Consider the following 26,777-nt stretch of genomic DNA (forward strand, 5'->3'; position numbering starts at 1 on the left):
AGCTTATAGAAAATTTACTCGAACAACGTTTCATTATTCGATCCGAATAATTTTACCGTGATCATCATGATGGATCACACTGACTTTTTGTTGACGTCCCTGCTCAATGTCCTGAACAGGCAAATCAAAATGCTGTTCATAATCGCAGATATTTTTGGCAGAGCTTGGCTTTACTGTTTTTGCAGGAACAAAATTCGTCCACAATAATAATGCGACCACACATGCCAATAATGCACTCACACCATGTTCAATCCCCAAACCAAAAGCTGAAAACAGTTGATAAATGACATGTTGTTTTTGCAGACTTACTACACCAATTACAATTAACAATGGACGCCATAAAAACAACCAGACTGCCCACATCATTGCTGTAGATGTATTTGAAGCATAGCGTTTATGCCAAGGTAAGAAACGGCGTAAATCAATAATTAAAGAATTATTTTTCATTGCGGATGCTCTCATTATTGACGGTTGAATTACGCATACCCCGGTCTGGACTGACCCAGCGTGCCCGCTTACCATCACGACGCAACAAAACTTTTGGAAATGCCACAATACTGGCAGACAGCGTAATTAACCAAAATACAAATGGATACCAGATCATCCAGAAGTAATTTTTACCGAGTCCGGGTTCATAACGACTGTCCATCCATTTACTGAGCGCAAACTGAAGTAAACAGGTTGCCCCTAATAGCATGCCTGTTCCATAAGGCAAAAATGGAGAACCCGCCCCATTAATTCCAAGCGGAACAACAAAATGAATTAACCAGAGAATCGCCATAAACAGCATTAAATAAGACCACACCAGCGTTAAGACCAGTTCAAACAATAAGGGCCATAAAAAATTCAGTTTCGGTTTAAACAGTACATCCATATTTTTAATCAGCACTTGTGCCCCACCCATCGCCCAACGCAGCCGCTGTTTCCACAAACCATTAAAGGTCTCTGGCATTAAAATCCACACCAAGGCATTCGGTTCAAAATGAATATTCCAGCCTGCACGTTGCAGCTTCCAGGTGATATCAATATCTTCAGTCAGCATGTCAGGTGACCAATAACCGACTTCATGCACCGCACTTTTACGAAATGCAGTAATCACACCCGAAACCGTAAACAGTCGGCCAAAACTACGTTGCGCACGTTTGATCATCCCCACGATAGAAGAAAACTCTCCGACCTGAATACGACCAATTAAAGTGGAACGGGTACGAATTCTTGGATTGCCTGTGACAGCAGCGACAGTTTCATCTTTCAGAAAATGGCGCAGCATCCATGTTGCTGCATGCGGATCGAGTAAGGCATCACCATCGATGCCAATCAAATATTCGGCATCGGTCAACAAGCTTCCCGCCTGTAATGCCATGGCTTTACCTTGATTGTGTGCCAAATGCACCACACGCAGCTTTTCATGCTGTACAGCCAAACGGTTTAAGACGTCTGCGGTGTTGTCTGAACTGCCATCATTAATCGCAATCACTTCAAAATTTGGATAATCCAGTGCCAAGGCATGACTTAAGGTTTCTTCCGCGTTATCACCTTCATTAAAACAAGGCACCAGCACCGCCACTTTGGGATAAGCAGCAAGTGGCTTCGGTTGTTGATACGGTGGATCTTGTCGTTCTTTCCAATAGAAAATCAGTGCACCAATCATCCATAAATACGACATAAATAATGGATAATAAAAGACAAAGTGCAAAGCAGAATGCCAAAAGTGCTGCAGCGTTGACATATAGAATTCCTTTAAGGAACAAGTTTGCTTGATTTCAAATCAAAGGCCTTGCGTAACACTCGCGTATCGGGATGATCCTGAATCGGATCATCCGGATAGTAAGCCACGTGCATTGCACCTTGTTCATATAAAGATTGAATGGTTTGAGCCATCTCATCTGATGGAACTTTTTGATTGGTTCGCCAGTTCACTGCCTGCAATTCAAAGACTGTTTTTTTGATTCCCTTTGGAAATTGCTTCACGCGATTGACAATATCTCGATAAAAAGCATCGCTATTGGGTGCTTGTTCCATATAGGGCATCGCCATGATTGCAGTGAAGTCATAACGATTGATGGACTGTTCTAAAGACTGTGAATACCAATTTTCCGCATACGGCTTAAGCGCAACTTGCGCATATAAATTACGTGCAGTCAGTAAAAAAGGATGATACTGACGGACTTGTTGTGCCAGTTGCAATGCAAAGTCATCAATGTACTTGGTCTTATAAGCGGTCCATTTTTGCAGATCGGCATCATTGCTACGAATTTTAGCTAAATCTGTCGGCAAACCAATAGCTGCATAGGCTTTCAAAGCTTCGGGACTGGCATCTTCATAGTCAGATAAAGTGGTATCGTCATGGAATAAAATACCGTTAAAAGGCACCGACTTGGCCAGGTCTTGATAAATTCCGCTAATGGTTTTTCGTGCATCGGGTGAAAATGGACTTAAACGGCGATATCCCATATTCAGATGTTCTGAATCTTCCTTTTGCTGGGTTTCAACCACATCTTTAGACACCGGATTATTTTTAGGTAATTCCCAAGCCAGTAATGGCATCCACGCATAGACACGCCCCACTTGGGTTCGGGTCTGAATTTGCCAGGCCACACGGTTAAACAAGTCTGCGCGCATCGGCAAATAATGATTGGGGAAATACACCATATCCGCCGAGCCGTTGGCATCCGGATCGGAAAAAGCCTGTAAATACACGGTATTCACTTTAATGGCCACAATCCGGTCCAGCAGGTGATCAAGATTACGTTCTTGTTGAATCGGATCTTTGTCGTAAATGTAATCTAAATCGATATGCATAATTTTTTGCGGACGATTATTGTCGCCCAAATGTTGCTGACGATTTTGAATTTCTCGCGCCAAATCCGCTGTAGTCATATTGCCTTCAATCAAAATACGATTGAGCTGACCCAGTGAACTTTTCGCCGAATCTGCACCATCATCCAGACTGATGGCAACAGGCATACCCAACTGCTTGGCAATCTTTACAGTTTGCATATTATAGTGGCCATAAGGCCAGACCATTATGCGTGGTGATTTCAAACCATGCTCAATCAGCAATTGATTATTCTGTTTTAAATCATTGGAAATACGCTGCTGATAGTGGCTATCATCTTCATAACTGGCAGATTTAGGATCATATAAGCGTGTGACAGCCGCAGGTTCAAGATTGCCTTGTGGATTGCCTACAATACCGCGATGCAAATTATAACTATGACTGGCCATTTCCACTAAACCGCTGTCTTGCATCTCTTTCAATTCTGCCCAAGACAGCATATCTTTACGCTGAAGCTGCTCTCCTGAAAAATCTATGCTTTGATCTTCTTTGGGTTCTAACCATGAACCCACCACCGCCAAAACCACAGGAATTTTATTCGCTTTAACAATCGGATAGGCATTTTGATAAAAAGAGGCATAGCCATCATCCACCGTCAATAAAACCGGTTTTGTCGGTAAGCTATATTTCCCTTGATGCGCTTGAATAAGCTGATCAACATTAATAAAGTGAAAACCATTTTTTTTCAGCCAATCAATATGTTGCTGAAATTGGGTTGTACTCACCGCATATTCAGGAATAAGTGCATTTTTAGTGTTGATAATTTCATGATAACCAATCACGGTCAGTGTCGGATTATGCGGTGGCTTTTGACTCCAGGCTAAATGAGGAATCTGCCACAAAGCTGCAGAAAGAGAAGTGGAGAGCAATGTTGAAAGCAAGCGAGTATTCATTAATATGGTGCTCAAAAAATCATTTTATTCTCTGAATATCACACATTTTCCATCAATAAAATGTGGATCTTGCCTTTCCTGATGTATGACATTCAGTTGTTTCAACTTGCCTTTTTATCAAATCAAACTGAAATGAATCTTAAAAAACACGGATGAATTGGAATAAAAGCTTTAAAAAACACAACAATATGACTATTTCGCAAGCAATGTAATTCTATTTAAATAGACTGCTTAAATTAATAAAAAAATCCATGCTGATTAAAGCTGCCGAAATTAAAGATCTTCCAGATATCCCCGCGACATTATTCAGGTCATTCATACGGGTATTCGATCCTGTGTTCAAGAGCATCAACGACGTCAAAGTCGTATGCAAATTTGCTTAGAAAATATCAATCAAGAGCAGATTTTATGATGAAGGTTTTATCAAGAATATAGCTTTAAAATACGAATGCAGATTGCATCAAATAAAATACCTATCGCCCCATTAACTATCTTAACGCTTAAGAGCCAAGCGCTTGGTATTGATCTCGACCGGCGCCTTTAGCTGCATAAAGCTGGACATCGGCAGCCTTCATGAGTTCATGTATATCGGCATAGGGATGATTTCGATCCATCCATGCAACCCCCATGCTTAAGGTCACATATTGTTTTTGGTCGGGTCTATTTACATGTTCCAGCTGTGCTTGTCTTACGGCATTTAAAACCTGTTGCAACACTTTTAAAACCACTTCACTAGGAACATTATGCAAAATAATCGCAAACTCCTCTCCCCCATAGCGTGCCACATAAGCTGAAGGTGGCAAGGCCTGTTGTATCATTTTAACCAAGTCTTGCAAAATCACGTCACCCTTCAAGTGCCCATAGTAATCATTATAATTTTTAAAATAATCCACATCTAACATGGCAAATGCCAAGGTGCTATTACTGTGATTTTGTGTCAGGGTAAATAAACGCTGTATCTCGGCATTTAAAGCACGGCGGTTAAACGCACCAGTTAATGCATCAATTTGAATTTGTCGTTCTAACTGTTCATTTAACTGATGCAATTGTAAGGTACGTTCTTTCACCTTGTTGTCTAAAGAACTATTCAGCTCAAGTAAATTATTATTCAATTGCTCAATATAAGAAGTATGTCGCGCAAAATTTCTAGACTGCTGGAACATAACCAACAATGCATAAAAACTGGTAGAGATAAATGATAGATTAAAGGACTCAATTAAATTGAGCGTCAACAAAAAATCATGGACAAATGTCACACATAATAAAACCACAGCCCATAAATTAATCGTAGAATATTTTTCTTTCGTTTTTAGAGTCAGATAAAAGCCATAGGCAAAATTCAAAATGACCACAAGACTAAAGAGTGAACTATAAAATGCTAAACGTTCAAAAATTTCAGGGCTAGTAAATACAGTTACAACAATATTTATTCCAAGCACCAGCATTGCTACAAAATAAATAATCGGATGTAAATAGCGCTGGTTGAGTAAAATCATATAACTCAGAAAAAATACCACTGCAAGATAAGTAAATAGAAACTCTAATCGTCTTCCCCATATCCAGCTAATATCTGTAAATACTGTGTAGGCATAAGGTGCAGAAAATAAATTATGTAATGCCAAAAATAAGATAAAAATGCCAAACACAAATACCCGAATACTGCTGCGCCCAATTTTTCCTTGAAAAATGGAAAACATTAAAGTAAATATGCCAACACCCAATACTGCACCACAAACCAAACCTATACTCATCATCAGCTGCTCAAACTGTCGAGTAATGGTTTTCGAGGTACCAATCCGCATAGGATTTTCTAATCCACCATGTAAAGGATCAAAATTTGAGGCTTGAATGGTCAGGGTGAAATATTCTTTTTTGACGACCATAAAGGCAATTCGAGGTGCATTTTCTGTGAGGTGAGTGGTTGTATCTTTACCAATTTCCCCTAAACGCAGCACGAAATCTCCATTCAAATACAGGCGGTAAGCGCCATATTGATTTGGAATAAAAATAGCAATACGACGCCCAATATATTCCTTGGGAATTTTAAAATGACCAATGAAGGTACCGTAGGTTTCATTGCTACCGGTGAGTTCTTTAAAAGAAATAGGTAAACTTACGCTAGTCGATTTTAGAACGGAACTGGGTTGAGTGATAAATTGCCCAGGATAATACTGCCATAATCCCTGCAAGGGGGTACTGCTATTTTCAGTAAACTGAATCTGATTAAATAATTTTTGCTGTAAATCATCAGATTCAGGCGCAGCATTATAGTGTGCCCATACCGGTTTTTGCCACGCGAATACGCATACACAAGCCAAAAGAAAAAACTTAAAAAAATGTATTAAATTATGGCTCTTATCCAAAAAGCGAATCATCCTTAAATTACGCTTGTTCATTAACTAATGTAACGATAAAAAAAGAAAACTCAAACAATTTTTCATCTATTTGCAAGATCTATCCCTGTATCTTGCAGATCATTTCTTCATCAGAAATTAATAAATTTTAATCACGTGTTTTTACGTCGAATAACTCAATTTCAAAAATAAGGTTTGAGTTAGCAGGAATGATTTTACCCATTTTTCGTTCGCCATAAGCCAAATGTGCAGGAACAAGCAATTTGCGTTTACCGCCCACTTTCATTCCCATAATGCCCTGATCCCAACCTTTAATTACACGACCAGTTCCAATCACGGTTTCAAAGTAATTGCCACGGTCAATAGATGAGTCAAACTTGGTTCCATCTTCCAGCCAGCCTGTGTAATGCGTGGTAATCAGCGCGCCTTTAACTGCTTCTTTACCTTCACCCACTTTTAAATCAATAATTTCTAATTCATTTGTCATCGTCATTTACCTGAACTGAGCACTAAATTTTTCAATGGCTATTATAAACCGGATTCAAGTGAGTTCTTTATGATTTAAGGTTTTTAGTATTTAAAAGCTCAGCTCTTGAATATTGGAGTCATTCATTAAATAAGCGGTCAGTTTTTTATGATTTTCAGCGGAGCCGATTAAAATCCAGCGTCCACTAATTCGATGTTCGGTTTTATGTTGCACACTGCGAACCACCTTCATGTCATAAGCCCTAAATAAATCTTCATATTGATCTAAAGTCTTGCGTTGATAAGGACAAATAATTCGATAGGTGCGTGCATGATTCAGGGCTTCTATACGCTCATGAACATAGATCAAAAAAATAAGAATGATCAACACCGCTAATGCAACCAATAACCCAGGGCTATAAGCAAACGATATAAATCAGGCTGCATTATCTAGCCCTCTCATTGTTATTCTTTTAAGGTATACGCAATTTTGTGATCAGGATGCAAGCCTAAACCCGCATCCTGCTTATATTTACTGTAACTGTTCCCATTCAACCAGGACTTGCGCATGCTCACCAATCAGCGTCCATTCACCATCCATGACGTTTAACTGTAACTGCATGGTACGTTCGCATAATTGTGGCAGTGCATCTGTGGTTGCTGTAGAAAGCTTCCAGACTTGAACATTACTTAAAGTTTTTAATTTGCTGTTGCGCTTATACCATTCATCAACCGATGAACCATAGGTTACCACTGCAACTTGCTTACAACGGGCGCTGGCTTTTTTGACTTTATCTTCATCTGGACTACCCACTTCAATCCACTTGATCAGCTGACCAGTTAAGTCTTTTTCCCACAAAGCGGGTTCATCGGTTTCAAACAGATCTTTGGTAAATTCTAAAGCTTCACCAGCAAAACGCGCATAGGCCAAAATACGCACCATCAAGCGCTCAATGGTTTCAGAGGGATGTAGAGCCATCGTCAATTGATAATCAGCATATTGATGATCATCCATATTGGCAATATTCAAATCAGCCTTATAAATCGTTGCTTTAAGCGCCATAAAAAAGTCCTCAAATTTGGCGCTTAGCATATAAGATTTGGACTACTTTTGCTGAGTTGTTTTATCAGTTTCGCCCATATTCAGCTGACACTGAAATAATTGATCTTCAAAGTGTTGCCAATCACGCTGATCTTGCACAATGATTTCAATGCGGTTATCAATGCCTTCTTCTGCAGACTGATAATTAAATTGATCCGGATTAAAATTAAAGGTTTTCCAACCTTGGTTGGTATTAAAAACTCCTTTAATCCGCAGCCAATCCTTTTGTTCACAAAGCAAATCCAATAGAGGATAAAAATCGAATTGCCAACGCTTGGGTAGCTTCCAACCCGCCACACTATAGCCTTGAGTGGTTTCGACATAGTGATAAGGCAATTGTTTAATCTCTGGCAGACTTTGCCCGGTAGAAAATGTTTTTTGAATTTTCAGCAAAGGCTGAATCTTACGTTCAGTGCCTACATAAGGCAGATCAATTTGCTCAAGCGAAATTTCAGTCTGTCCACTCATCAGCCAGATCTGTTGATAGGCTTGATATTCAGTCTTCAATGCTGCTAAAGCCTGATCATCTGCGAAATCCATACGATCTGCATGAGAAACCACAATAATCTGCGCAGCTTTTAACTGATCTGCATACAGATTTTGCTTGCTCCAATCCGCATCATGCAAACGCGAGCCATCCACCATCGTGACTAAGGCATGCATGGCAATACTCGGTTGCCAATGCGGTTCGGTGAGTTGGTCCAGTAATTGTGCAGGATGTCCCAAACCGGTCGGTTCGATAAATAATCGATCCGGTTTAGTTTCAGACAATAATCGAGATAAAGCAATTTGCATCGGTAATTGACTGCTACAACACAGACAGCCGCCCAATAGCTCTTTAACTTCATAGCCTTGAGTTTGCGGTAACATTTGCTGATCGACACCAATTTGTCCGAACTCGTTCATCAACACCGCCCAAACTTCATTTTCAGGTTTTTCACTGAGTAAATGCTTGAGCAAGGTGGTTTTTCCAGCCCCTAAAAATCCAGAAATGATATGCGTAGGGACAGCTTGTGTGGGAGAAATCAGTTTCAAAACTTACTCGCTATTCATTTGGTGGAAATCAATCAATGCAGTGGTAAGAGCAACCCACCTCAAAAATCTGCATATTGCTCCACTTTAATTTCTTCCTGGAGCTATGGCAACGTATTCACACTATTTAAAAGGACTTACACAGCATTGTTATTAAATTTTACTTATATAAATGAATTAAATATAAATTTTAAAGTCAGTATCAACACGCTATTTTTACTGTATTAAAAGACCAAGTAGATGAAATACCTCATCCTAATTTGAAAGATTTATTTACATTTAATACCAGAGCATAACTACTGAAAAATGATGATTTAGGCAGGTTTTGTTTGTTATTGGTGAAAAATAAGTCTTATAAAAGCCTATATAGAAATATTTACATACATTTTTCCGGCAACATTTTGAGCATTTTTTACACTAAATAAACAGTGAAGGCTGGGTTGTATTTCTCAGGTTAACAGGACTGTTTCACTTTGTTGCTTTGATTGCACCTCAATCCCATGCTCTTTAGCATGAGCTCTGTCCATATTTAGGTGATGATAAATATAGACCCAATACAAATAATTTTTAAAGAATAAAAGGATGCTTAAAATGAAATTAACCCAAATATTACTTGCTTCTACTTTTACCATTGCTGCCGCAACAACTTTTGCTGCAACTGCGGATAAACAAAAAAAAGAAGAAAAAGTGATTGTTTCTACCCAAGAACAACCTGAAGCTGCACCCTCTGAAAGTGCTGCAACCAAGCCAACATCAGCTCAACCTAATTCAGAAGGCGCTATTGAAGAAGCAACTGCTAAACCTGCTCAATAATATTCAAAAAAAATCTCAAATTGTTATCTCCACCTTGTTCACTCAAGTTAATGATTTAGAGATCAAAGCTGAATTATTTAAATAGTTCAGCTTTTTTATTTTTAACAAAGATTCCTATGAATGATAGAAAAAAATGATCATTCATTTAAAAAACCGTATAGTTATATATTTATATATTTATTATTTTTCAATATCTTAATAAATTAATAGCATTTCATTTGTTTTATTTTCATTCAACATATCTACTATGGCATAGCTTGTTTAGCCCCTCAATTTCACCGTTAATACACTTAAATGTGAATTGATTGAATGGACATTCGCTATGAGCAACAAAACAAATTACACCACTGAAGTGGCAATCCTGGGCGCTGGTCCTGTTGGTTTAACGATTGCGAACTATTTAAGTAAACAAGGTGTTCAAGTCACTATTATCGAGCAACTGGATAGTTTGATTGACTATCCGCGTGCCATTGGTATTGATGATGAATCTTTACGTACCATTCAATCACTCGGTTTAGTCGATCAAGTCTTGCCGCATACCACACCGAACCATGCGATGCGTTTCTTGACCCCTAAAGGTCGCTGTTTCGCAGATATTCAGCCACTTACCCGTGAATTTGGTTTCTCACGTCGTAATGCATTTATTCAACCTCAAGTAGACAATGTCTTGCTGCAAGGTTTAAAACAATACGAAAAAACTGAAGTGCTTTTTTCACGTCAGCTCAATGAGTTTAGCCAAGATGCAAATGGCGTAACACTTAAGATTCAAGATAAAAACCAGAAAGAAGAAACTGTTCAAGCAAAATATTTAATTGCCTGTGATGGTGGCAACTCAATTGTACGTCGTACTTTAAACATTGCTTTTGATGGTAAAACTGCACCAAACCAATGGATCGTCATCGACATTGAAAATGATCCATTAGCCACACCACACATTTACTTATGCTGTGATCCAGTACGTCCCTACGTATCTGCTGCGCTTCCGCATGGCATTCGTCGTTTCGAATTCATGGTGATGCCAGGTGAAACTCAGGAAGAGCTCAGCAAACCAGAAAATATCGCCAAATTACTGTCTAAAGTCTTACCGAATGCTGAAAATATTGAAGTGATTCGTCAACGTGTCTACACACACAATGCACGTATTGCCGATAAATTCCGTGTCGACCGCATTTTACTTGCCGGTGATGCAGCGCACATCATGCCTGTATGGCAAGGTCAGGGTTATAACAGCGGTATGCGCGATGCCTTTAACTTGGGATGGAAAGTTGCGCTGGTTGTGCAAGGTAAAGCGACTCCAGATTTATTGGACTCTTACCAAATTGAACGTAAAGACCATGCTAAAGCGATGATTGATCTTTCTGTGATGGCAGGTCACGTACTTGCACCACCTAAAAAATGGCAAGGTTTTGTGCGTGACGGTATTGCCTTCGCATTGAATTATATCAAGCCGATTAAACAGTATTTGCTTGAAATGCGTTTCAAACCTATGCCGAAATATAACGATGGTGCATTGCTAGCAGATGGTAAAAAAGAATCTCCAGTCGGTAAGATGTTTATCCAGCCACATTTGAAACTTGAGTCTGGTGAAAAAGTTTTACTGGATGATGTGATTGGCAACGACTTCGCAATTATTGCTTGGGGTGTTGATCCTCAATGGGGACTCTCAGATGCCACTATGCAAGTCTGGAAAAATTTAGGTGTTAAATTTATTCAGATCATTCCTGAAGTTCAATTCGGCAATGAAAACCGTAAGAAATTTGACGGCGTGATTACCCTTGGCGATATTGGTACCGATATCCGCACATGGTTTGGTAAAACGTCTGAATCGGTTGTGATTTTACGTCCTGACCGTTTTGTGGCCGCCCTTGCGATTCCACAAACCTTAGATCACGTCAGCCAACAGCTATTCAAAAAGCTACATGTAAAATAACAAATCAACTGAATCATATTTAGAGGCCTGACCACGCGAAAGCGTGGTCTTTTTTATTCAGTTTTTTCACTGTTCAAATAACATTAAGCATTTATTTTTTGAAACCACGGCACATCTTTCATCGAATCCCGGCTTCCGATGAGTTGAATAAACGGCTTAAATTCATCTAAATACGGTAAAATTTTAAAAGAAATTGCAAAGACCAACCAGTAAGCCAAATATAAATCTGCTGCCGAAATTTTCTCACCTAGTAAATACGGATTTGCCTGTTGCATGCCACTTTTTAGAAATAAAAAGACGCTGTCTTCATTCCCAAAGGTCAAACTGCTTCTTTTCGCTTCAATCTGTTCATTAGAAATATGAAAGCCTTTTATATCCATATATTCAGTCAAAGGACCATGACAAAAGAACATCCATTTCAAATATGCGCCACGCTTGGGATCATCCAAGGCGGGTGCCAAACCTTGTTCAATATATTTATCTGCCAGATAGGTAAATATGGCTGCAACTTCTGAAATCACGATACCCTGATCCACCAGACAAGGGACTTTCCCCATTGGATTAATGCTGGAATATTCAGCTTGATGCATCTCTTCATAAGGCACTTGAATCTGTTCAATCTGGTCTTCAATACCCAGCTCTTTCAGCAAAGGCAGAAGCGTCATTCCACGTGATTGTGAATTGTTATACAGCTTCATCATTTTCGTTCGACCTGTCTTGTTGTTTTAGGTTTTAAGTATAAATCGTTTTAGATGATGTGTTGATTATTGTTATGTGAGGCATGACTTTGACGACGATGCTTTTACTTAATGAAAAGCATCGTGTGATAGAGATAATTTTTAAAAGAAACCCATATAAAATTGTTCTTTTAAGATTTTCAAAATCAGTTCAATCACTTCATTTTTTTGACCTTTACGGTAACTTACGTACAGGTCAATCATCGGTAAAGGCTCAATGGTCTTTTTCACCACAATTTTGTCGCCCAACAATGGAATGACATAGGCAGGCACCAAGCTCCAGCCCACTCCCATTCCGACTAAATTGACATTCAATAAAATATTGGTGGATTGCTGCACCACATTGACATTCAATTTGGACTGCTTAAAGAAGTCGGTAATAATTTTATGCAACTGAGGTGAAGCAATTTCATCACTAATAATAAAATCCTGGTTGTTAAAACTCTTGATACTGACGTGACGTTGCTCGGCAATCGCTGAATCTTTTGGAACAATTAAAGCCAAAGGCTCACTAAAAATTTGTACATGCTCAAGTTCACTGGACTCATCAATATAGCGAGTAAAAGCGATATCAATATCGCCTTTCTTGAGTGCCTTGAATTGATTGGCATCGGTCATACTGTGAAAGTTGATTTTAATTTCTGGAAAATGCACCCGAATATTCGGCATGATATAGGGGAAAATTTTCATTTCAGCCACCGGTACAAAACCAATATTGAGCTGATCTTTGTTTAAGTTGGCAATCTGACGTGCATCCTGAATGGCTTTTTCAGCATGTTCCAGACTTAACAGTGCTTCTTTTAAAAATGCTTTACCTTCTTCGGTCAGTTCGACTTTACGGTTCGATCGAACCAGCAATTGCACCCCAACTTCCTGTTCAAGATCTTTAATCTGCTGGCTTAAAGAAGGCTGTACCGTGCACATACGTTGTGCAGCCTTGGTAAAATTCAGCTCTTCTGCCACTGCAACAAAATAGCGTAAATGACGTAATTCCACGGCCGTACCTCTTTATTTGGGTTGTTTAAGTGATGCTGAAACGGTGTATTTATAGACACATAAAGTTGCCACAGTAATGACAGCACAGAATAGATAAGTCATTTGATAACCATAATAGGCAATGATCAGACCCAGAATCACCGAACCAATCGCCATGCCTAAATCAAATAATGTGAAGAAGGTCGAGATTGCATGTCCCATTCGCTGCTTAGGCACAGACTGAATCGCCAGAGTTTGAAAGCATGGAAATAATGAGCCATAGCCAATCCCAATAAATATAGCAGATAGCCAAAGAATCCATTGGTTTGAAACAAAGCTCACCACCACCAAACCTAAAGCAAAGAAAATAAACGAAGGATAAATGACGGCGCTGGCCCCTTTACGATCATAAATTTTCCCGACCCAAGGCCGTACTACAATCATGGAAATTGCAAATACAATAAAAAATAGACTGGTATAGGCCAGTAAATCCTTAGATTCACTATAAGCAGTAATGAAGCTCATAATGCTGGAATAGGCAAATGCAGTCAGTAAAGCCACAAAGCCAATCGGAACTGCTCGCATTTCAATAATGTCATGAAAACCTAAAGTTTTTTCTTCTACTTTATTTGTTAATTTGTCGAGTTTATTTTCTTGTACCGGAACCATTAAACAGAAAATAAAGCCCAGACAAATCACTGCGGTCAATATTGCAAACAAGTTGATAAAGTCAGTAAATTGCAGCACGGTTAAGGCAATCAATGGTCCAAATACCACTGCAAGGTTGGTCGACATGACAAAATAGCCCATGCCCTCACCCTTACGATGATCAGGAATGAAATCATTGGCAATCGGCACGGTCACCGTGGTCAATATGCTAAACCAAATTCCATGGATAAAACGAATCACCAATAAAGCCCACATGCTATCGGCAAATAAATAGCTGAATGCAAAAAGGACGAATAAAAATTCTGAACCGCGAAAGGATATTTTTTTCCCTAATTTTTCGACAATCAATCCAGAAAATGGGCGAACTGCAATTGAAGATATCAGAAATAAAGTCAGTGCCAAACCTGCTTCTTTGACCGTTCCACCTAAATTTTTCATGATATAAATCGGCAAAATGGTCAGTAGCGCATAGTAATAAGTAAATAAAAACAGGTTATTGAACAGACACAATATGAAAGAGCGATTCCATAAGCGCTCGGTGTTCGTGGTAGTCATAACGATCAACTTTCTGTGTAGCCATGGCTACTTTTGAACAAGAGCGGGTTGCATAAGTAGATGCACTAAATTTTGAATGTAGCTTTCATCAGGCATGCGATTGAAGAAAATAATTTGATAATGTATCGGCCCGTAAAGCGCATCCAGCATCAGCTCAAAAGGATAGTCAGCAATAATTTCATGCCGTTCAATTGCAATTTGAATCAGCTTACGGGTTTGCTCACGGCGCGGTAATAAATACTGTTTAAAAAATTCACCCGCAGCTTCGCGATGCTCAGCCATCACCACCAACAAGGCTCGCCCAACAGGATGATTCAATGCATGCGATAACTTTAAAAGTTGCTGATTGAGATTAAATTCCAGACTTTGTTGAAAATCCAATTCAAATACTGAAGCGGTTTGTTCTTTGAAGGCATCAAAGACCAAATCAGACTTATGCTTCCACCAGCGATAAATCGTGGATTTCCCGACCCCTGCCCGTGCCGCAATGTCTTCTACAGTTAAATGACTGTAGTCATATTCTTCTAATGCTGCGATCACAGCTTTCAAAATACATTGCTTACGGCGCGAAGTTTTCTCAACCTCTACTTCAGTCATAGCACCACCAAAAACGAAACGATACGTATCGTTTTATATTATGCCGATTTAATGCTACTGTATAGACCAGAAGCACATTTTCATATCAAAAAAAAGACCGCTTCAAAGCGGTCTTTTTCATTCAATGCTTATTAGCATTGTGAAGTTTTCTTATAAATACTGCATGATGGATGATGACTTTCTTGTAGACGTGCCACTTTGCGATGTTCAGCCGCTTCAAAACGGCAGCGTTTCCAGTCATTGTCTAGCTTTAAGGCAGGAATTTGTTTAGGTTTGCCCTCTTCATCCACAGCAACCATGGTGAAATAACAACTATTGGTATGACGTACTGTACGCTTTTGAATATTCTGCGCTTCTACACGAATCCCGATCTCCATAGAGGTACGTCCAACATGGTTCACGCTAGCAAGGAAAGTGACTAATTCACCGACATGAATCGGTTCTTTAAAATTGACTTTATCGACCGACAAAGTGACCACGTAGCTACCCGAATAACGGCTGGCACATGCGTATGCGACCTGATCCAACAATTTTAAAATTGTTCCACCGTGAACATTACCTGAAAAATTTGCCATATCTGGAGTCATTAAAACCGACATAGTTAATTCAGACTGGTCATCTAATGCTGGAGCAATTTGATCTAATGGGGACATCGCGTTCTCTAGACTCTTGGATAGACAATAGTATTTAGTCATTATTATATCGTTTTTCTACGAAATAGAATGTCCAAATCGGCAATAAAATCATCATTATTATTTATAGTGATTTCACTATCATTCAAAAAAATATATATCAATCTGTTTAACACGCTGTATCTGCTATCTTTTTAATTTATTGCGGTTTTTATAGAATAAATACTCAAAAATCTGATTACAAAAAATACATCAGCATTCATTTAAAAGCATTCCATTTTAAATGAATGCTGTGGTTAGTCTGATGAAGGCTCAATGCAAATCCATTTGCAGATATTATTTTAAGGATTTAATTGCTCAAAAATAAAATACAGCCTATTAAATAAAATTAAGAAGCGATTTTACGTAACATCTCTTTGGAAATATTGCCATAACTGAGCACATTCTGCTGATCAAGCTGTGTTTCAATACTAAATGTACCGTCCGCATTTTCTGCAATCACAGTAAAAACAAGATGTTCCATAGTAGCCATTTTGACTTTATGCCCTATGCTAATTTTTTCTATATTCATACTGCTGTTATTCATTTAACTATCCTTACAGAAATATGTTTTGATATCGACTTTAATGAAATGAAGTTTATTGACTTTCCACCCAGCGGTAAACTTAAATCATTGAACAAAAACATATTAATATAAAAATAATATAGTATGAAACTTTTAGCCACTTAATTGATTTTATTCAGCAATATCAATTGATTAATTAATCTTTACAATAGAATCGACCTTAATTAGCTCGTTTATTAATCAAAATCAAAATATTCATGACACTATTGAAAGCAGGAACAAGACTTCATTCAGTAAAAAATTGATGCCTTGTTCTTGGTTCACTCATCATTTCAGTTAATTTATAGCTTCAATCATGCGCACTCAATTGTTGAATTTTATTCAGTGGTGAATAGTGCTTTTGATTGAATACTGTTGAAATGGCATTTAATTGATTTTGTGCTGCTTCAGCGCCCGCTCGCATAGTCATTTCACGACCTTTAACATCAAAAATATGTGCTTTTTCTCTTAAATCTGGCTGAATCACAATATCTGCATGTTTAAGTTCTTCTCTGGCCAAATGGTTCTGCATGATATTAATATTTTGGTTAAACAAGCCCCAGACATTGCTGGTTTCGGTATTCACTGGTTGAGCCAAAATATCGACTGCAATAATAATATCTGCACCTAATTCACGTGCGACATTCACAGGTACAGGACTGACCAAGCCGCCATCTACATATTCATCTTTACCAATCTTAGTGGGTACAAACATACTTGGAATAGAGACGGAAGCACGTACTGCTTGTCCGGTGTTGCCATAATTAAAGACCACTTTTTTGCCTTCTTTTAATTCTGTCGCAACCACATACATTGGCGTTTTAAGCAATTCCAGCGGTGTATTATTGACTTGCTGATTAACGTAGTTTTCAACTTTTTTGCCGTCAAAAAAACCTTTCATATCCAGTTTTACATCACGGACATCATTGGCTTTCATATTTAAAGCAATTTCACGCAATTCATCCGCGGTTTTGCCGCTGGCATAAATTGAACCCACAATACTTCCTGCGCTGGTACCGACAATAAAATCAGGATGAATGCCTTGTTGTTCTAATACCTGAATGACACCAATATGTGCATAGCCGCGTGCCCCACCACTACCCAGTACCAAAGCTACAATCGGACGATTTTCCTGTTTTTTTAATTTTTTAAAATCAATGCGGTCAGCATGTACTTGTGCATCTACACTTGGGGATTCAGATAAGCCTGTAGAGCCAACAGTAAGCTTAGCGTGTGGAACACTTTGGCATCCCACTACACTTACTACCGCTAAAGCAATATAACCAAATTTGATATTTATCATGAATCACCCAAAGATTAATAAGCTTATCTTTTAAAAGTCGTACAGTTTAAGAACTATATGTTTTTCACATTGTAGTATTTCGTTAAACTGCCATCGAAAAATATTAGACTTTAAAAAATTGACCCTAGTGAAATTGCCAATGCCATCTATTCATTATCGCACTATTTTTCTGATTTTTTTAAAATTAGGTTGTCTGGCATTCGGTGGTCCCGCCGCACATTTGGTCTTTTTTCATCAAACCTTTGTAAAACAATTAAATTGGTTAGATGACCAGCAATATGTCCAACTGGTCGGATTGGCACAAATTTTACCTGGCCCAACTAGCAGTCAAGTCGGTTTAGCCATTGGCTATGTAAAAAAAGGCTATTGGGGTGCCATACTCGCATGGCTGGGTTTCACTTTACCTTCTGCCCTATTAATGACCCTAGTGGCCCTATTAGGCAAACAATTTTTCCCACTGCTTTCTTCCGCGTTTTTTCATAGTATTCAATTGATTGTTTTGGCTGTGGTGGCTTGGGCGTTCTGGCAAATGCTACGCAGCTTTTGCACCCAACTTTGGCAATACATTTTAATGCTCTGTTCCACCCTCTTTATTTATACTGTTTCGCTGCCGATGAATCAAATCATTGTGATTTTTATCGCGGCATTGTTGGGGATATTCTTCGCACAAAAAATTACTCCCACAAAAGAAAATAAAGTGGAAACCTCTTCTTTAACAGACGCTATTTCTTCTACAAAAAAATCATATGCTTATCTTTGGTTAATATTTTTTATTCTGCCTTTTTTTATCTTTCCCGTTATGAATTGGCTACACAGCAGTATGTTCACTCAAAGTGTTGAAAGTTTTTATCGTACAGCTTCGCTGGTGTTTGGTGGTGGCCATATCATTCTGCCTTTTTTACATCAGGATTTCGTTGCCACAGGTTTACTTTCAGCAGAAAAATTCGATTTAGGTTATGCCTTTGCCCAGCTAATGCCAGGTCCTTTATTTAGTTTTGCCAGCTATATTGGTGCGTTAACACCTTTAACTCCATTTCCTATACTCAATGCATGTATCGCTACCTTAGCTATATTTACTCCTTCCTTTTTGCTGATTTTTGGAACCCTGCCTTATTGGTCATGGCTGATGAATCAAACTTATATTCGTCATGCGGTTGTGGGGATCAATGCGGCTGTGGTGGGATTGCTGCTGTGCATGGTCATACAAATGGCGCAGCATTATATTGTACAGCTGACTGATCTTTTATTTGTTGCAGTGGTCATTGGATTACTTAAAACCAAACTTCCCGTCTGGTTGTGCCTAATTGGCAGTTGCATAGGCTACCAACTTATCCTGACTTTTTTATAATATTCAATACTAAAAAAGCCCCAGTTTTCTGGGGCTTTTTTAACATCAATCAATTAACCAAAGATTTGTAAAATCCCTTGAATCACAATGACGTTTACAAGGTCAATAAAGAATGCGCCGACCAATGGAACAATTAAGAATGCTTTATGCGATGGTCCATACATGTTGGTAATCGCCTGCATATTGGCAATTGCGTTAGGTGTTGCGCCCATACCAAAACCACACAGACCGGATGCCAACACAGCAGAGTCGTAGTTTTTACCCATCACCCGGAATGAGATATAAACAGCAAACACCCACATTGCAATAGATTGAGCAATCAACAAGATAATCATTGGAATCGCCAAATCAGCCAATTGCCACAGTTTCAATGATACCAAGGCCATGGCTAAATACAGAGCTAATGCAGTATTACCAAATACATCAATTGAACGATCAAAAATTTCACGTTTGAAGCCTGTTTCTACAACATTACGCAGCAGAATACCGCCAGCCAATGCCCAAACAAATGTGGGAAGCTCAAATGCTGTACCTATTGTCATATTTTTCAAAATTTCTGCAAATGCCAAAGCAAAAGCAAACATTCCTAAAGTGACAATCGCGTTATCGGCAGTAATTAAACGAACTTTATAAGGTGCTTCAAATGCATATTCATGTTCAGTTAAAGGTGCTGCATTTTTTTCCTTACGTACTTCATAATTTAATGGCGCAGCCAGTTGATGTTTTTTAATCAGATAGCGCGCTAAAGGTCCACCCATTAAACCGCCAATCACCATACCAAAGGTTGCACTGGCAATCCCCATCGGTAATGCGCCTTCAACGGCATATTTGGTTTCAAAAATTGGACCCCAAGCACCAGCTGTACCCAAACCACCAATTAAAGCAATCGAACCTGCTATCACCCCCATCAATGGATCAAGACCCACCGCACTTGCAACAGCCATTCCTACGCCATTTTGCACCACAACAAAGGCTGAAATTGCAACCAGAAAGATTAACAAAGGTTTGCCACCTTCCCTGAGTTTGGCAAAATTTGCACTTAAACCAATCGATGCAAAGAACATCAACATAAATGTTTCTTGCATCGGCTTGTTAACTGAAATGGTATAGCCTGCAAAGTGGTGAAGAAGATAAAAAATAATTGCACCCACCAGACCACCAGCCACAGGTTCAGGAATATTATATTTGGTCAAAAATGGAATGTATTTGTTTAAAATACGTCCCATATAGAGCACCAACACAGCAAGCATTAAACTGAATGTTGGACTTAAGATGTAATCCATAACTTTTTCCTAAACGACCAAAATTGCACTTTCGTATGCACTATTGATATAAATCTTAACTTAGCTTTTTTACAATGGATCAGGAGAAAACCTATAAAGTAATCAAAAAATAGAACCTTTTCTTGATAAAAAATGTGCCCTATAACACTAAGCTAAAATTCATAACAAACACAAATTTGGTTGATTTCGCACCAAATTTAACAGGCATACAATGCGCTAAAACACGATCTAAAAATCAAAATTTTAATCAAACGGACAGCAAGAAATCCCTTTCACAATGTGATTTATAGAATTTCTATGTCATCGGTATTTAATCCATAAAGCACTAATTACCATCAGTGCAGCATTCACATTCACAATGAAATCAAGACTTCAACAATATGAATGTGAATAAAAGTGCGACATTATGCAGTTTTTTTGAAAGAAATCTTTAGTTTTTTACAATTTTATCTATCACTGTAAATTATAGTTTTTTTATATTTATTTCTTAAATAAATAGCTTTTACAAACAATGACTCATATTTTCAAACTTTCAATAAAAAAGAGGCGATTTATTCGCCTCTTTTTTCAAATTTCTAGTTTTTAATTAGAAATTATATTTTGCCATTAAGCCTACACGATTATCTTTGAATGACTGTCCAGCAAAGGTATCACGTTTTCCGTTGATGTATTCAATACCTAAGTCGATCGGTGCAGCCGGTGAATAGATAAAGTTAATCCATGCTTGTTGAACCTTTTCATTCGCTGCAGTATTGAGTCGTGCATAGTCAGTACCATCATCAGCAAAGAGTGCACCATACGCCAATGTTGAACGTAACTTAGGCGAAATTTTATAAGTTGCACCCACTTGAACAGCATTAAATTCATTCTGCTCAACACTATTATTCACAGTATCAACTGTATAAGCTGAATTGCTGCCATATAAGTAATTACTGTTACCAACGACATGTGAAACATCAGCGGAAACTTTTAAAGGTTCAGATACTTGATAATTTACACCTGCTGCAACACCCCAGCCCGTTTGATCATCATCAGCTGTAGTCGCTTTATAATTTTCAAGCAATGCACGTGCAGATACTGAACCCTTACCGTCTGCAAAACCTTGAGTTAATTTTGCTGTCAAATTCGGTAGACGATATTTAATTCCTGTCCCTGAACTATCCCCTTCTTCTGCAGAAATAAGTAACTGAGTAGCAGGAGCAAGTTTAAGACCATAACGTACTTGTGGAACACGGGCCGTACCACCACCAATATTTGTACTGAAGTCAATCATTTCCGGCGCATGATTGGATAGGAAGTTAGAAGTGGTTTGACCGAATAACCAGTCGTTATAAGTCAAATAAGCATGACGAATACGCAAGCTTTCAGTTGCACTTGCAAAGTCAACTTCTACTTTACCACCTACTTTTGCATCACCTACCGGGGTATTAAAATCGAGACCAATACGTGTGGTTTTAGCAGTCGCACGAAGTTTGTCATTTACTGATTTAGGATCTGTAGTTCCCGTCCCATTTACTTTATGTACCGCATTAAAGTCATCATCTGCACCTTCAATGATATAGTTGGCATCACCACGGACAAAACCATATAAATTTACACTTGCACCCGCTTTGGATTTAAAGCCGGTTAATGCTGATTCAGACTTCGCTGCAGGTGCTGCCGCAAGTTGAACAGGCTGCACCTTAACTTGCTCAATTTGAGTTTGCTGCTGTTGTTGAACTTGATGTTGCTGTTGAATTAAAGATTTTAATGCTTCAACTTCTTGACGTAGTTCTTGAATTTGTTGTTGCTCAGCTTTACCCGCATGTGCAGTGCTTACCATTACAGCTGTGACTGCCAAGGCTAAACTTTTAGCCATAAATTTACCGTTGAGTAAGCGACTCATTCTAATCTCCTATTTAAATATTTCGCATCCGTGCATAAATGACCCTTAAAAACTCAACCAATCAATAAAAAATCATGATTCAAAATTTTAAAAAGCTTCAAAAATCATTGCATTTTCTGCTTATCAGTACAGTGAAAAAAGCTTGAAATTTTATAAAAGTACAACATATGTAACCCATATGTAGCCATCAATCTATCAAGTTCTCTACTTGATTAAAATCAGTTTTATTGAACAATGATTAAAAAATCATCTTGTTTTTAGATATTATTTCAAAATAATGAATATATTCTTTAACTTAGCAAAAATTCACACAAAGTCTTACGTACAAATATTCGACTAATGTATATAGTCATAAGCGCTAAAAAACTCATTTCAAAAGGAATTTTTATGAATTTGCAACAAGTTCGTCATGTTGATGAGGCAATGACTTCACGCCATTCAGTACGTGCTTTTTTGAATAAAGCGGTTGATCCGCAAATCATTAAAGACATTTTAACTGTGGCAAGTCGAGCACCCTCTGGAACCAATACACAACCCTGGAAAGTTTATGTTGTGACTGGGAAAAAACGTGATGAAATGGTTGAACGTGTATATAAGGCACAAGTCGAACAGTTCACCAAGCCAGAACTTGCAAGTCAGTACCAGGAAACATTTGCCTATTATCCAGAAACGTGGATTTCACCCTTTATTGAGCGTCGTCGTGAAAATGGCTGGGGTTTATATGGTTTATTAAATATTCAAAAAGGTGACAAAGAAAAAATGGCGCGCCAACAGCTGCGTAATTTCCAGTTATTTGATGCACCTGTTGGCCTATATTTCACCGTGAATAAAGTCATGGGTATTGGCGCTAAAATGGATATTTCCATGATGATTCAAAATGTCATGGTCGCGGCTAAAGCGCGTGGTCTGGATACCTGCCCTCAAGCAGCCTGGAATCATTTTCATTCCATTGTACTGGATGTACTGAATGCTCCAGAAAATGAAGAACTAGTCTGCACAGTTGCGCTTGGTTATGCCGATACGGACGATATCATCAATACCTTTATTACCCCGCGTATTGCGGTTGAAGAATTTACCGTATTCTTGGATGAATAAGTTGGACGAATAAATTTGATGAATAAATCGATTCACTTCATCTAAAACAAAAAAGAGACCTGAATGAGGTCTCTTTTTAATTCGATTTTTGCTTTTCTTTGCAATATTAAGTGTTTGTTCGCTCATGATGTACAGGCATATTTAATTGCATGATGGCCAGAAAAGCCACGACTACAAACATAAGCATCACCAAGCCCATATTTACAAGTGCGTTCCAAATCAGGAAGTTCAAGATCACACCACCGAGCAAGCCACAGGCAAACTGCATGCTTCCCATAATGGCACTGGCTGTTCCTGCGCGCGAACCTTGTTCCGACATCGCCAAGGCCATGGCATTTGGTCCGGTAAAGCCAATACCCGCAACCGCCAAAAACATGCCTGAAAGTACAATCCACAACGGGATCTGCCCCATTAAACCGGCAATGAATAAAATAGATGAGCCTATGAGCTGAAGCATAGCGCCTATTTTCAAACGGCTGAGTACTGAAAACTGATGCGCGAGTCTTTTATTTACAGTTGATAACAACACAATACCAAAAGCATTCATACCGAAGGCATAACCGAATTGCTGCTGATTCAAGCCATAATCATCCATCAATACTGAAGCCGATGAACTGATATAGCAAAACAACACCCCGCCCGAAAAACAGCCCGCCAGCATTGGCAATCTAAAACTACGGTCAGTAAAAATGACTGCATATAAACTGCCTATCTGGTTGAGATTCAATTTTAAACGGCGTTCAGGGCTTAGACTTTCCTTAAAGAAGAAATGTACGCACAGCAAGCAGATCACACCTATCAGCGTTAAAAACACAAATACGGCATGCCACGAAAAGAACTTTAATACCATTGCTCCTAAACTTGGCGCAATAATAGGTGCAATCCCCATCACAATCATCATACTGGCAAAGGCCTGCGCCGAAGCTTGCATGTCTAAACGGTCACGAATGGCAGCTCGCGCAATAACGACCCCGACACAGCCCCCAACGGCCTGTAAAATACGTGCCGCAATTAAGCTCCATTCATTGCTCGCAAAAACGCATAACATGCTTGCCACGATATAAAGCACCAAACCAAAATAAAGCGGCTTTTTACGGCCAATTCGATCGCTCAAAGGCCCATAAATCAACTGTCCCAATGCCAAACCTAAAAAATATGCAGGTAAAGTATTGGCCACCATTTGTGTGCTTACCCCAAAGTCATTGGCCATTTGTGGCAATGCCGGCAAGTACATATCGATGGAAAGTGGACCCAATGAGGTCAGTAACGCCAACAGCATAATCCATGCCGTAGAATATTGTTGAGTAGACTGCTGTTCAGACATATCGATATTTAATTTTTAAATGGCTACCTTGAAGACAAGCTTACACTGTACATAGTATTATTTCCCAGAATTGAGAGTGAAAAATCACACAATTCACCTCGCTGATGCATAGATCACTTTGTGGTAAGGACATAATTTGAAATCTTGGCTCACACGTCTTAAACAAGCGACGTATAACACCACCTTCATGTATAACCTGCGCATGGTGATTGCGTTTTCGGGTACGGCTTTTGTTCCTTATTTTATGGGATATCAAATTGCGACTATTCCGCTCACACTGGGTGTAGTCGCCGCAGGTTTAAGTGATATTGATGACCGTTTTTCGGTTCGTATCATGAACCTGATTTATACCTATATCGGTTTCTTTATTACTGCCAGCTCTGTTTATTTCTTGTTTCCTTACCCGATTTTATTTGCCTTAGGCTTGATTGTCTCCTGTATTGGCTGGATTCTACTGGGATCATTGGGGCGTCGTTATGCCACCATTTCCTATGGCTGCTTGGTGATTTCAGTTTACTCGATGTTGGGTGTTGAGCTATTTGAAAATTGGTATACCCAAGCCTTGCTGTTGGTTGCGGGTGCTGCATGGTATGGTCTGATTTCAACGATCAGCTTTTTATTGTTCCCTGTTCGCCAAGTGCAAGATAAATTGTCGCAGTGTTATTCATCACTCGGCGATTTTCTGTTTGCAAAATCGAATCTGTTTGATGTCGACATGACACCGAGCAGTTATCAACAAAGCATGATTGAACTGTCTTTGGAAAATGGAAAACTGGTCGGCATTTTCAATGAAATGAAAACTGCGCTCCTGACCCGTTTAAAGGGTGACCGTGGGCAAAAAGATACCCGTCGCAGCTTACAATATTATTTTGTGGCACAAGATATTCATGAACGCGCCGATTCAGCGCACATTGACTATCAAAAACTGGTTAAAATTTTTGAACATAGTGATATTTTATTTCGCTTCCAACGGGTTTTATACCTTCAAGCAAAAGCCTGTAAAGATTTAAGTTACAGCATTTTGCACCGCGAAACCTATCAGCATAACAAGCGCTTTAAGCCTACTTTTGCCAATTTAAAACTCTCTTTAGAGAAATTACGTGCTGAACAACAATATGACCCAGTCTGGGTCAATGCCCTGTTTTCCCTGTATCAAAATTTAAAGTCGATTGATGCGCAACTACGCAATGTAGAAACAGAACGTCATATCAAATTTGATAAAGCCAAACATATTGAAAACCAGCTGAAAGATGATGACTTAAAAGGTTGGAATGATGTGGTGATCCGCATCAAACAGCACTTAACCCCGGAATCTGTGCTGTTTAGACATGCGATCCGTGTCTCGATTGTCTTGCTGATTGGCTATATTTTTGTCCAAGTGACCAATATTGAATATGGTTACTGGATTTTATTGACAGCTCTTTTTGTTAGCCAACCCAACTTTAATGCCACCAAACGTCGTTTACGCCTGCGTATTGTCGGCACTTTAGTCGGTATTATTCTGGGTTATGCCGTTTTGTACTTTATCCCATCGATTGAAGGACAATTATTATTATTGGTGTTCAGTGGTGTGCTGTTCTTTGAATTGCGCAGTAAACAATATGCGCAAGCCACCGCGTTTATTACCATTCTTGCGCTGATTAACTTTAATCTGGATGGGATGGGCTTTGAAGCAGCATTACCACGCATGATTGATACTTTAATTGGCTGTGCTTTGGCGTGGTTTGGAGTCAGTTTTATTTTCCCAGACTGGAAATTCCGTCGCCTGTCGCGCACCATTAATCGCTCTCTCACGGCACAATGTGACTATTTGACCGAAGTGATTGAACAATATAAACAAGGTCGTAATAACGGTTTGAAATATCGTGTGGTTCGTCGTGCCGCACATAATAATGATGCTGAAGTTGCCTCCCTGATTTCAACTCTAGCTACTGAGCCTGATTTCGATCCGACCCAAAAAACTTTAGCCTTTGAATTCTTATGTTTGAATCACACCCTGCTCAGCTATATTGCCGCGCTCGGTGCGCACCGTGAAAAAATCCAAGATCAAGAAGTGTTAAAGCTTTTGGACTTGGCTTTAGAGGATATTCAAGGTTCTTTATTAAAAGATGAAGTTCCGGATCTGACAGCACAAAATATGTTGAATACAATTCGTCAACGCTTAACCCACAATAATGAAGATGATCAGAAATCGCTGATTGTTTTGCAGCAACTCTCCTTGATGTTAAGTATTCTCAATCAACTCAGTCAGTTAAAGCAAAGTTTAAGTCATGACCGTGATGAGAAAGCCACCGAATTAGCTTCGTTATAATTCGAATGATTTTGGAACAATATACTCACTG

General features: G+C 38.9%; 23 protein-coding genes. 5 read left to right on the forward strand and 18 right to left on the reverse strand.

The window, feature by feature from the left end:
• Window positions 1–33 precede the first annotated feature (33 nt).
• The 8 genes from pgaD to B9T23_RS07865 form a co-directional block, all read right to left on the reverse strand.
• Window positions 34–447, reverse strand: a complete 414-nt coding sequence (pgaD, locus tag B9T23_RS07830; RefSeq protein WP_086193696.1) for a poly-beta-1,6-N-acetyl-D-glucosamine biosynthesis protein PgaD — start codon at window positions 445–447, stop codon at window positions 34–36.
• Window positions 437–1,729, reverse strand: a complete 1,293-nt coding sequence (gene pgaC / locus B9T23_RS07835) for a poly-beta-1,6-N-acetyl-D-glucosamine synthase (protein ID WP_086193697.1) — start codon at window positions 1,727–1,729, stop codon at window positions 437–439. The genes pgaD and pgaC overlap by 11 nt, the downstream gene beginning before the upstream one ends.
• A gap of 11 nt (window positions 1,730–1,740) precedes the next feature.
• The gene (gene pgaB / locus B9T23_RS07840; protein ID WP_086193698.1) at window positions 1,741–3,732 is read right to left on the reverse strand and encodes a poly-beta-1,6-N-acetyl-D-glucosamine N-deacetylase PgaB; all 1,992 of its coding nucleotides are present in this window, start codon (window positions 3,730–3,732) and stop codon (window positions 1,741–1,743) included.
• 500 nt (window positions 3,733–4,232) lie between these two features.
• A complete protein-coding gene (locus tag B9T23_RS07845) occupies window positions 4,233–6,107 on the reverse strand; it encodes a sensor domain-containing diguanylate cyclase (RefSeq protein ID WP_086193699.1) in 1,875 nt (624 codons plus the stop codon).
• A 127-nt stretch (window positions 6,108–6,234) separates the two neighbouring features.
• The gene (locus tag B9T23_RS07850; protein ID WP_067724328.1) at window positions 6,235–6,573 is read right to left on the reverse strand and encodes an FKBP-type peptidyl-prolyl cis-trans isomerase; all 339 of its coding nucleotides are present in this window, start codon (window positions 6,571–6,573) and stop codon (window positions 6,235–6,237) included.
• A 90-nt stretch (window positions 6,574–6,663) separates the two neighbouring features.
• Window positions 6,664–6,942, reverse strand: a complete 279-nt coding sequence (locus B9T23_RS07855) for a hypothetical protein (protein ID WP_213033033.1) — start codon at window positions 6,940–6,942, stop codon at window positions 6,664–6,666.
• Window positions 6,943–7,083: 141 nt separating this feature from the next.
• Window positions 7,084–7,614: a YaeQ family protein gene (locus tag B9T23_RS07860; RefSeq protein ID WP_086193700.1), complete on the reverse strand. Its 531-nt coding sequence runs from the start codon at window positions 7,612–7,614 to the stop codon at window positions 7,084–7,086.
• A 42-nt stretch (window positions 7,615–7,656) separates the two neighbouring features.
• Window positions 7,657–8,688: a CobW family GTP-binding protein gene (locus B9T23_RS07865; protein WP_086193701.1), complete on the reverse strand. Its 1,032-nt coding sequence runs from the start codon at window positions 8,686–8,688 to the stop codon at window positions 7,657–7,659.
• Between the two features lie 588 nt (window positions 8,689–9,276).
• On the opposite strand from B9T23_RS07865, the gene B9T23_RS07870 reads away from it, so the two are divergent.
• Together B9T23_RS07870 and B9T23_RS07875 are read left to right on the forward strand one after the other, a co-directional pair.
• Window positions 9,277–9,498 carry a hypothetical protein gene (locus B9T23_RS07870; RefSeq protein ID WP_086193702.1) on the forward strand — a complete coding sequence of 74 codons (222 nt, stop codon included), beginning with the start codon at window positions 9,277–9,279 and terminating at the stop codon, window positions 9,496–9,498.
• Window positions 9,499–9,820: 322 nt separating this feature from the next.
• On the forward strand, window positions 9,821–11,428 hold the full coding sequence (locus B9T23_RS07875) for a bifunctional 3-(3-hydroxy-phenyl)propionate/3-hydroxycinnamic acid hydroxylase (protein ID WP_086193703.1): 1,608 nt from the start codon (window positions 9,821–9,823) through the stop codon (window positions 11,426–11,428).
• 83 nt (window positions 11,429–11,511) lie between these two features.
• Here B9T23_RS07875 and B9T23_RS07880 read toward each other — a convergent pair whose 3' ends face one another.
• The 7 genes from B9T23_RS07880 to B9T23_RS07910 form a co-directional block, all read right to left on the reverse strand.
• Window positions 11,512–12,126, reverse strand: a complete 615-nt coding sequence (locus tag B9T23_RS07880) for a glutathione S-transferase family protein (RefSeq protein WP_067723840.1) — start codon at window positions 12,124–12,126, stop codon at window positions 11,512–11,514.
• A gap of 141 nt (window positions 12,127–12,267) precedes the next feature.
• On the reverse strand, window positions 12,268–13,161 hold the full coding sequence (locus B9T23_RS07885; RefSeq protein ID WP_086193704.1) for a LysR substrate-binding domain-containing protein: 894 nt from the start codon (window positions 13,159–13,161) through the stop codon (window positions 12,268–12,270).
• A gap of 12 nt (window positions 13,162–13,173) precedes the next feature.
• The gene (locus tag B9T23_RS07890) at window positions 13,174–14,364 is read right to left on the reverse strand and encodes an MFS transporter (RefSeq protein WP_086193705.1); all 1,191 of its coding nucleotides are present in this window, start codon (window positions 14,362–14,364) and stop codon (window positions 13,174–13,176) included.
• 27 nt (window positions 14,365–14,391) lie between these two features.
• Window positions 14,392–14,961, reverse strand: a complete 570-nt coding sequence (locus tag B9T23_RS07895) for a TetR/AcrR family transcriptional regulator (protein ID WP_086193706.1) — start codon at window positions 14,959–14,961, stop codon at window positions 14,392–14,394.
• Window positions 14,962–15,092: 131 nt separating this feature from the next.
• Complete coding sequence (locus B9T23_RS07900) at window positions 15,093–15,614, reverse strand: acyl-CoA thioesterase (RefSeq protein ID WP_067723834.1); 522 nt, start codon at window positions 15,612–15,614, stop codon at window positions 15,093–15,095.
• A 367-nt stretch (window positions 15,615–15,981) separates the two neighbouring features.
• Window positions 15,982–16,179, reverse strand: coding sequence for a hypothetical protein (locus B9T23_RS07905; RefSeq protein WP_086193707.1), 198 nt, complete (start codon window positions 16,177–16,179; stop codon window positions 15,982–15,984).
• Between the two features lie 328 nt (window positions 16,180–16,507).
• Window positions 16,508–17,500, reverse strand: a complete 993-nt coding sequence (locus tag B9T23_RS07910) for a patatin-like phospholipase family protein (RefSeq protein ID WP_086193708.1) — start codon at window positions 17,498–17,500, stop codon at window positions 16,508–16,510.
• A 139-nt stretch (window positions 17,501–17,639) separates the two neighbouring features.
• Between B9T23_RS07910 and chrA the strand changes: the two genes are divergently transcribed.
• Entirely contained in the window at window positions 17,640–18,848 is a 1,209-nt protein-coding gene (chrA, locus tag B9T23_RS07915; protein WP_086193709.1) for a chromate efflux transporter, read from the forward strand.
• Between the two features lie 53 nt (window positions 18,849–18,901).
• Here chrA and gltS read toward each other — a convergent pair whose 3' ends face one another.
• Window positions 18,902–20,131, reverse strand: coding sequence for a sodium/glutamate symporter (gltS, locus tag B9T23_RS07920; protein WP_086193710.1), 1,230 nt, complete (start codon window positions 20,129–20,131; stop codon window positions 18,902–18,904).
• A gap of 586 nt (window positions 20,132–20,717) precedes the next feature.
• Window positions 20,718–22,016 carry a DcaP family trimeric outer membrane transporter gene (locus B9T23_RS07925; protein ID WP_086193711.1) on the reverse strand — a complete coding sequence of 433 codons (1,299 nt, stop codon included), beginning with the start codon at window positions 22,014–22,016 and terminating at the stop codon, window positions 20,718–20,720.
• Between the two features lie 387 nt (window positions 22,017–22,403).
• On the opposite strand from B9T23_RS07925, the gene B9T23_RS07930 reads away from it, so the two are divergent.
• On the forward strand, window positions 22,404–23,111 hold the full coding sequence (locus tag B9T23_RS07930) for a nitroreductase (RefSeq protein WP_086193712.1): 708 nt from the start codon (window positions 22,404–22,406) through the stop codon (window positions 23,109–23,111).
• A 106-nt stretch (window positions 23,112–23,217) separates the two neighbouring features.
• On the opposite strand, the gene B9T23_RS07935 is transcribed toward B9T23_RS07930, so the two are convergent.
• Entirely contained in the window at window positions 23,218–24,435 is a 1,218-nt protein-coding gene (locus tag B9T23_RS07935) for a multidrug effflux MFS transporter (RefSeq protein ID WP_086193713.1), read from the reverse strand.
• Between the two features lie 136 nt (window positions 24,436–24,571).
• Here B9T23_RS07935 and yccS point away from each other — a divergent pair, with 136 nt between their 5' ends.
• Window positions 24,572–26,746 (forward strand): YccS family putative transporter, encoded by a 2,175-nt coding sequence (yccS, locus tag B9T23_RS07940; RefSeq protein ID WP_086193714.1) that lies wholly within the window; start codon window positions 24,572–24,574, stop codon window positions 26,744–26,746.
• The last annotated feature ends 31 nt before the right edge of the window (window positions 26,747–26,777 follow it).

This window comes from Acinetobacter terrae (assembly GCF_002135195.1).
Taxonomy (GTDB): domain Bacteria; phylum Pseudomonadota; class Gammaproteobacteria; order Pseudomonadales; family Moraxellaceae; genus Acinetobacter; species Acinetobacter terrae.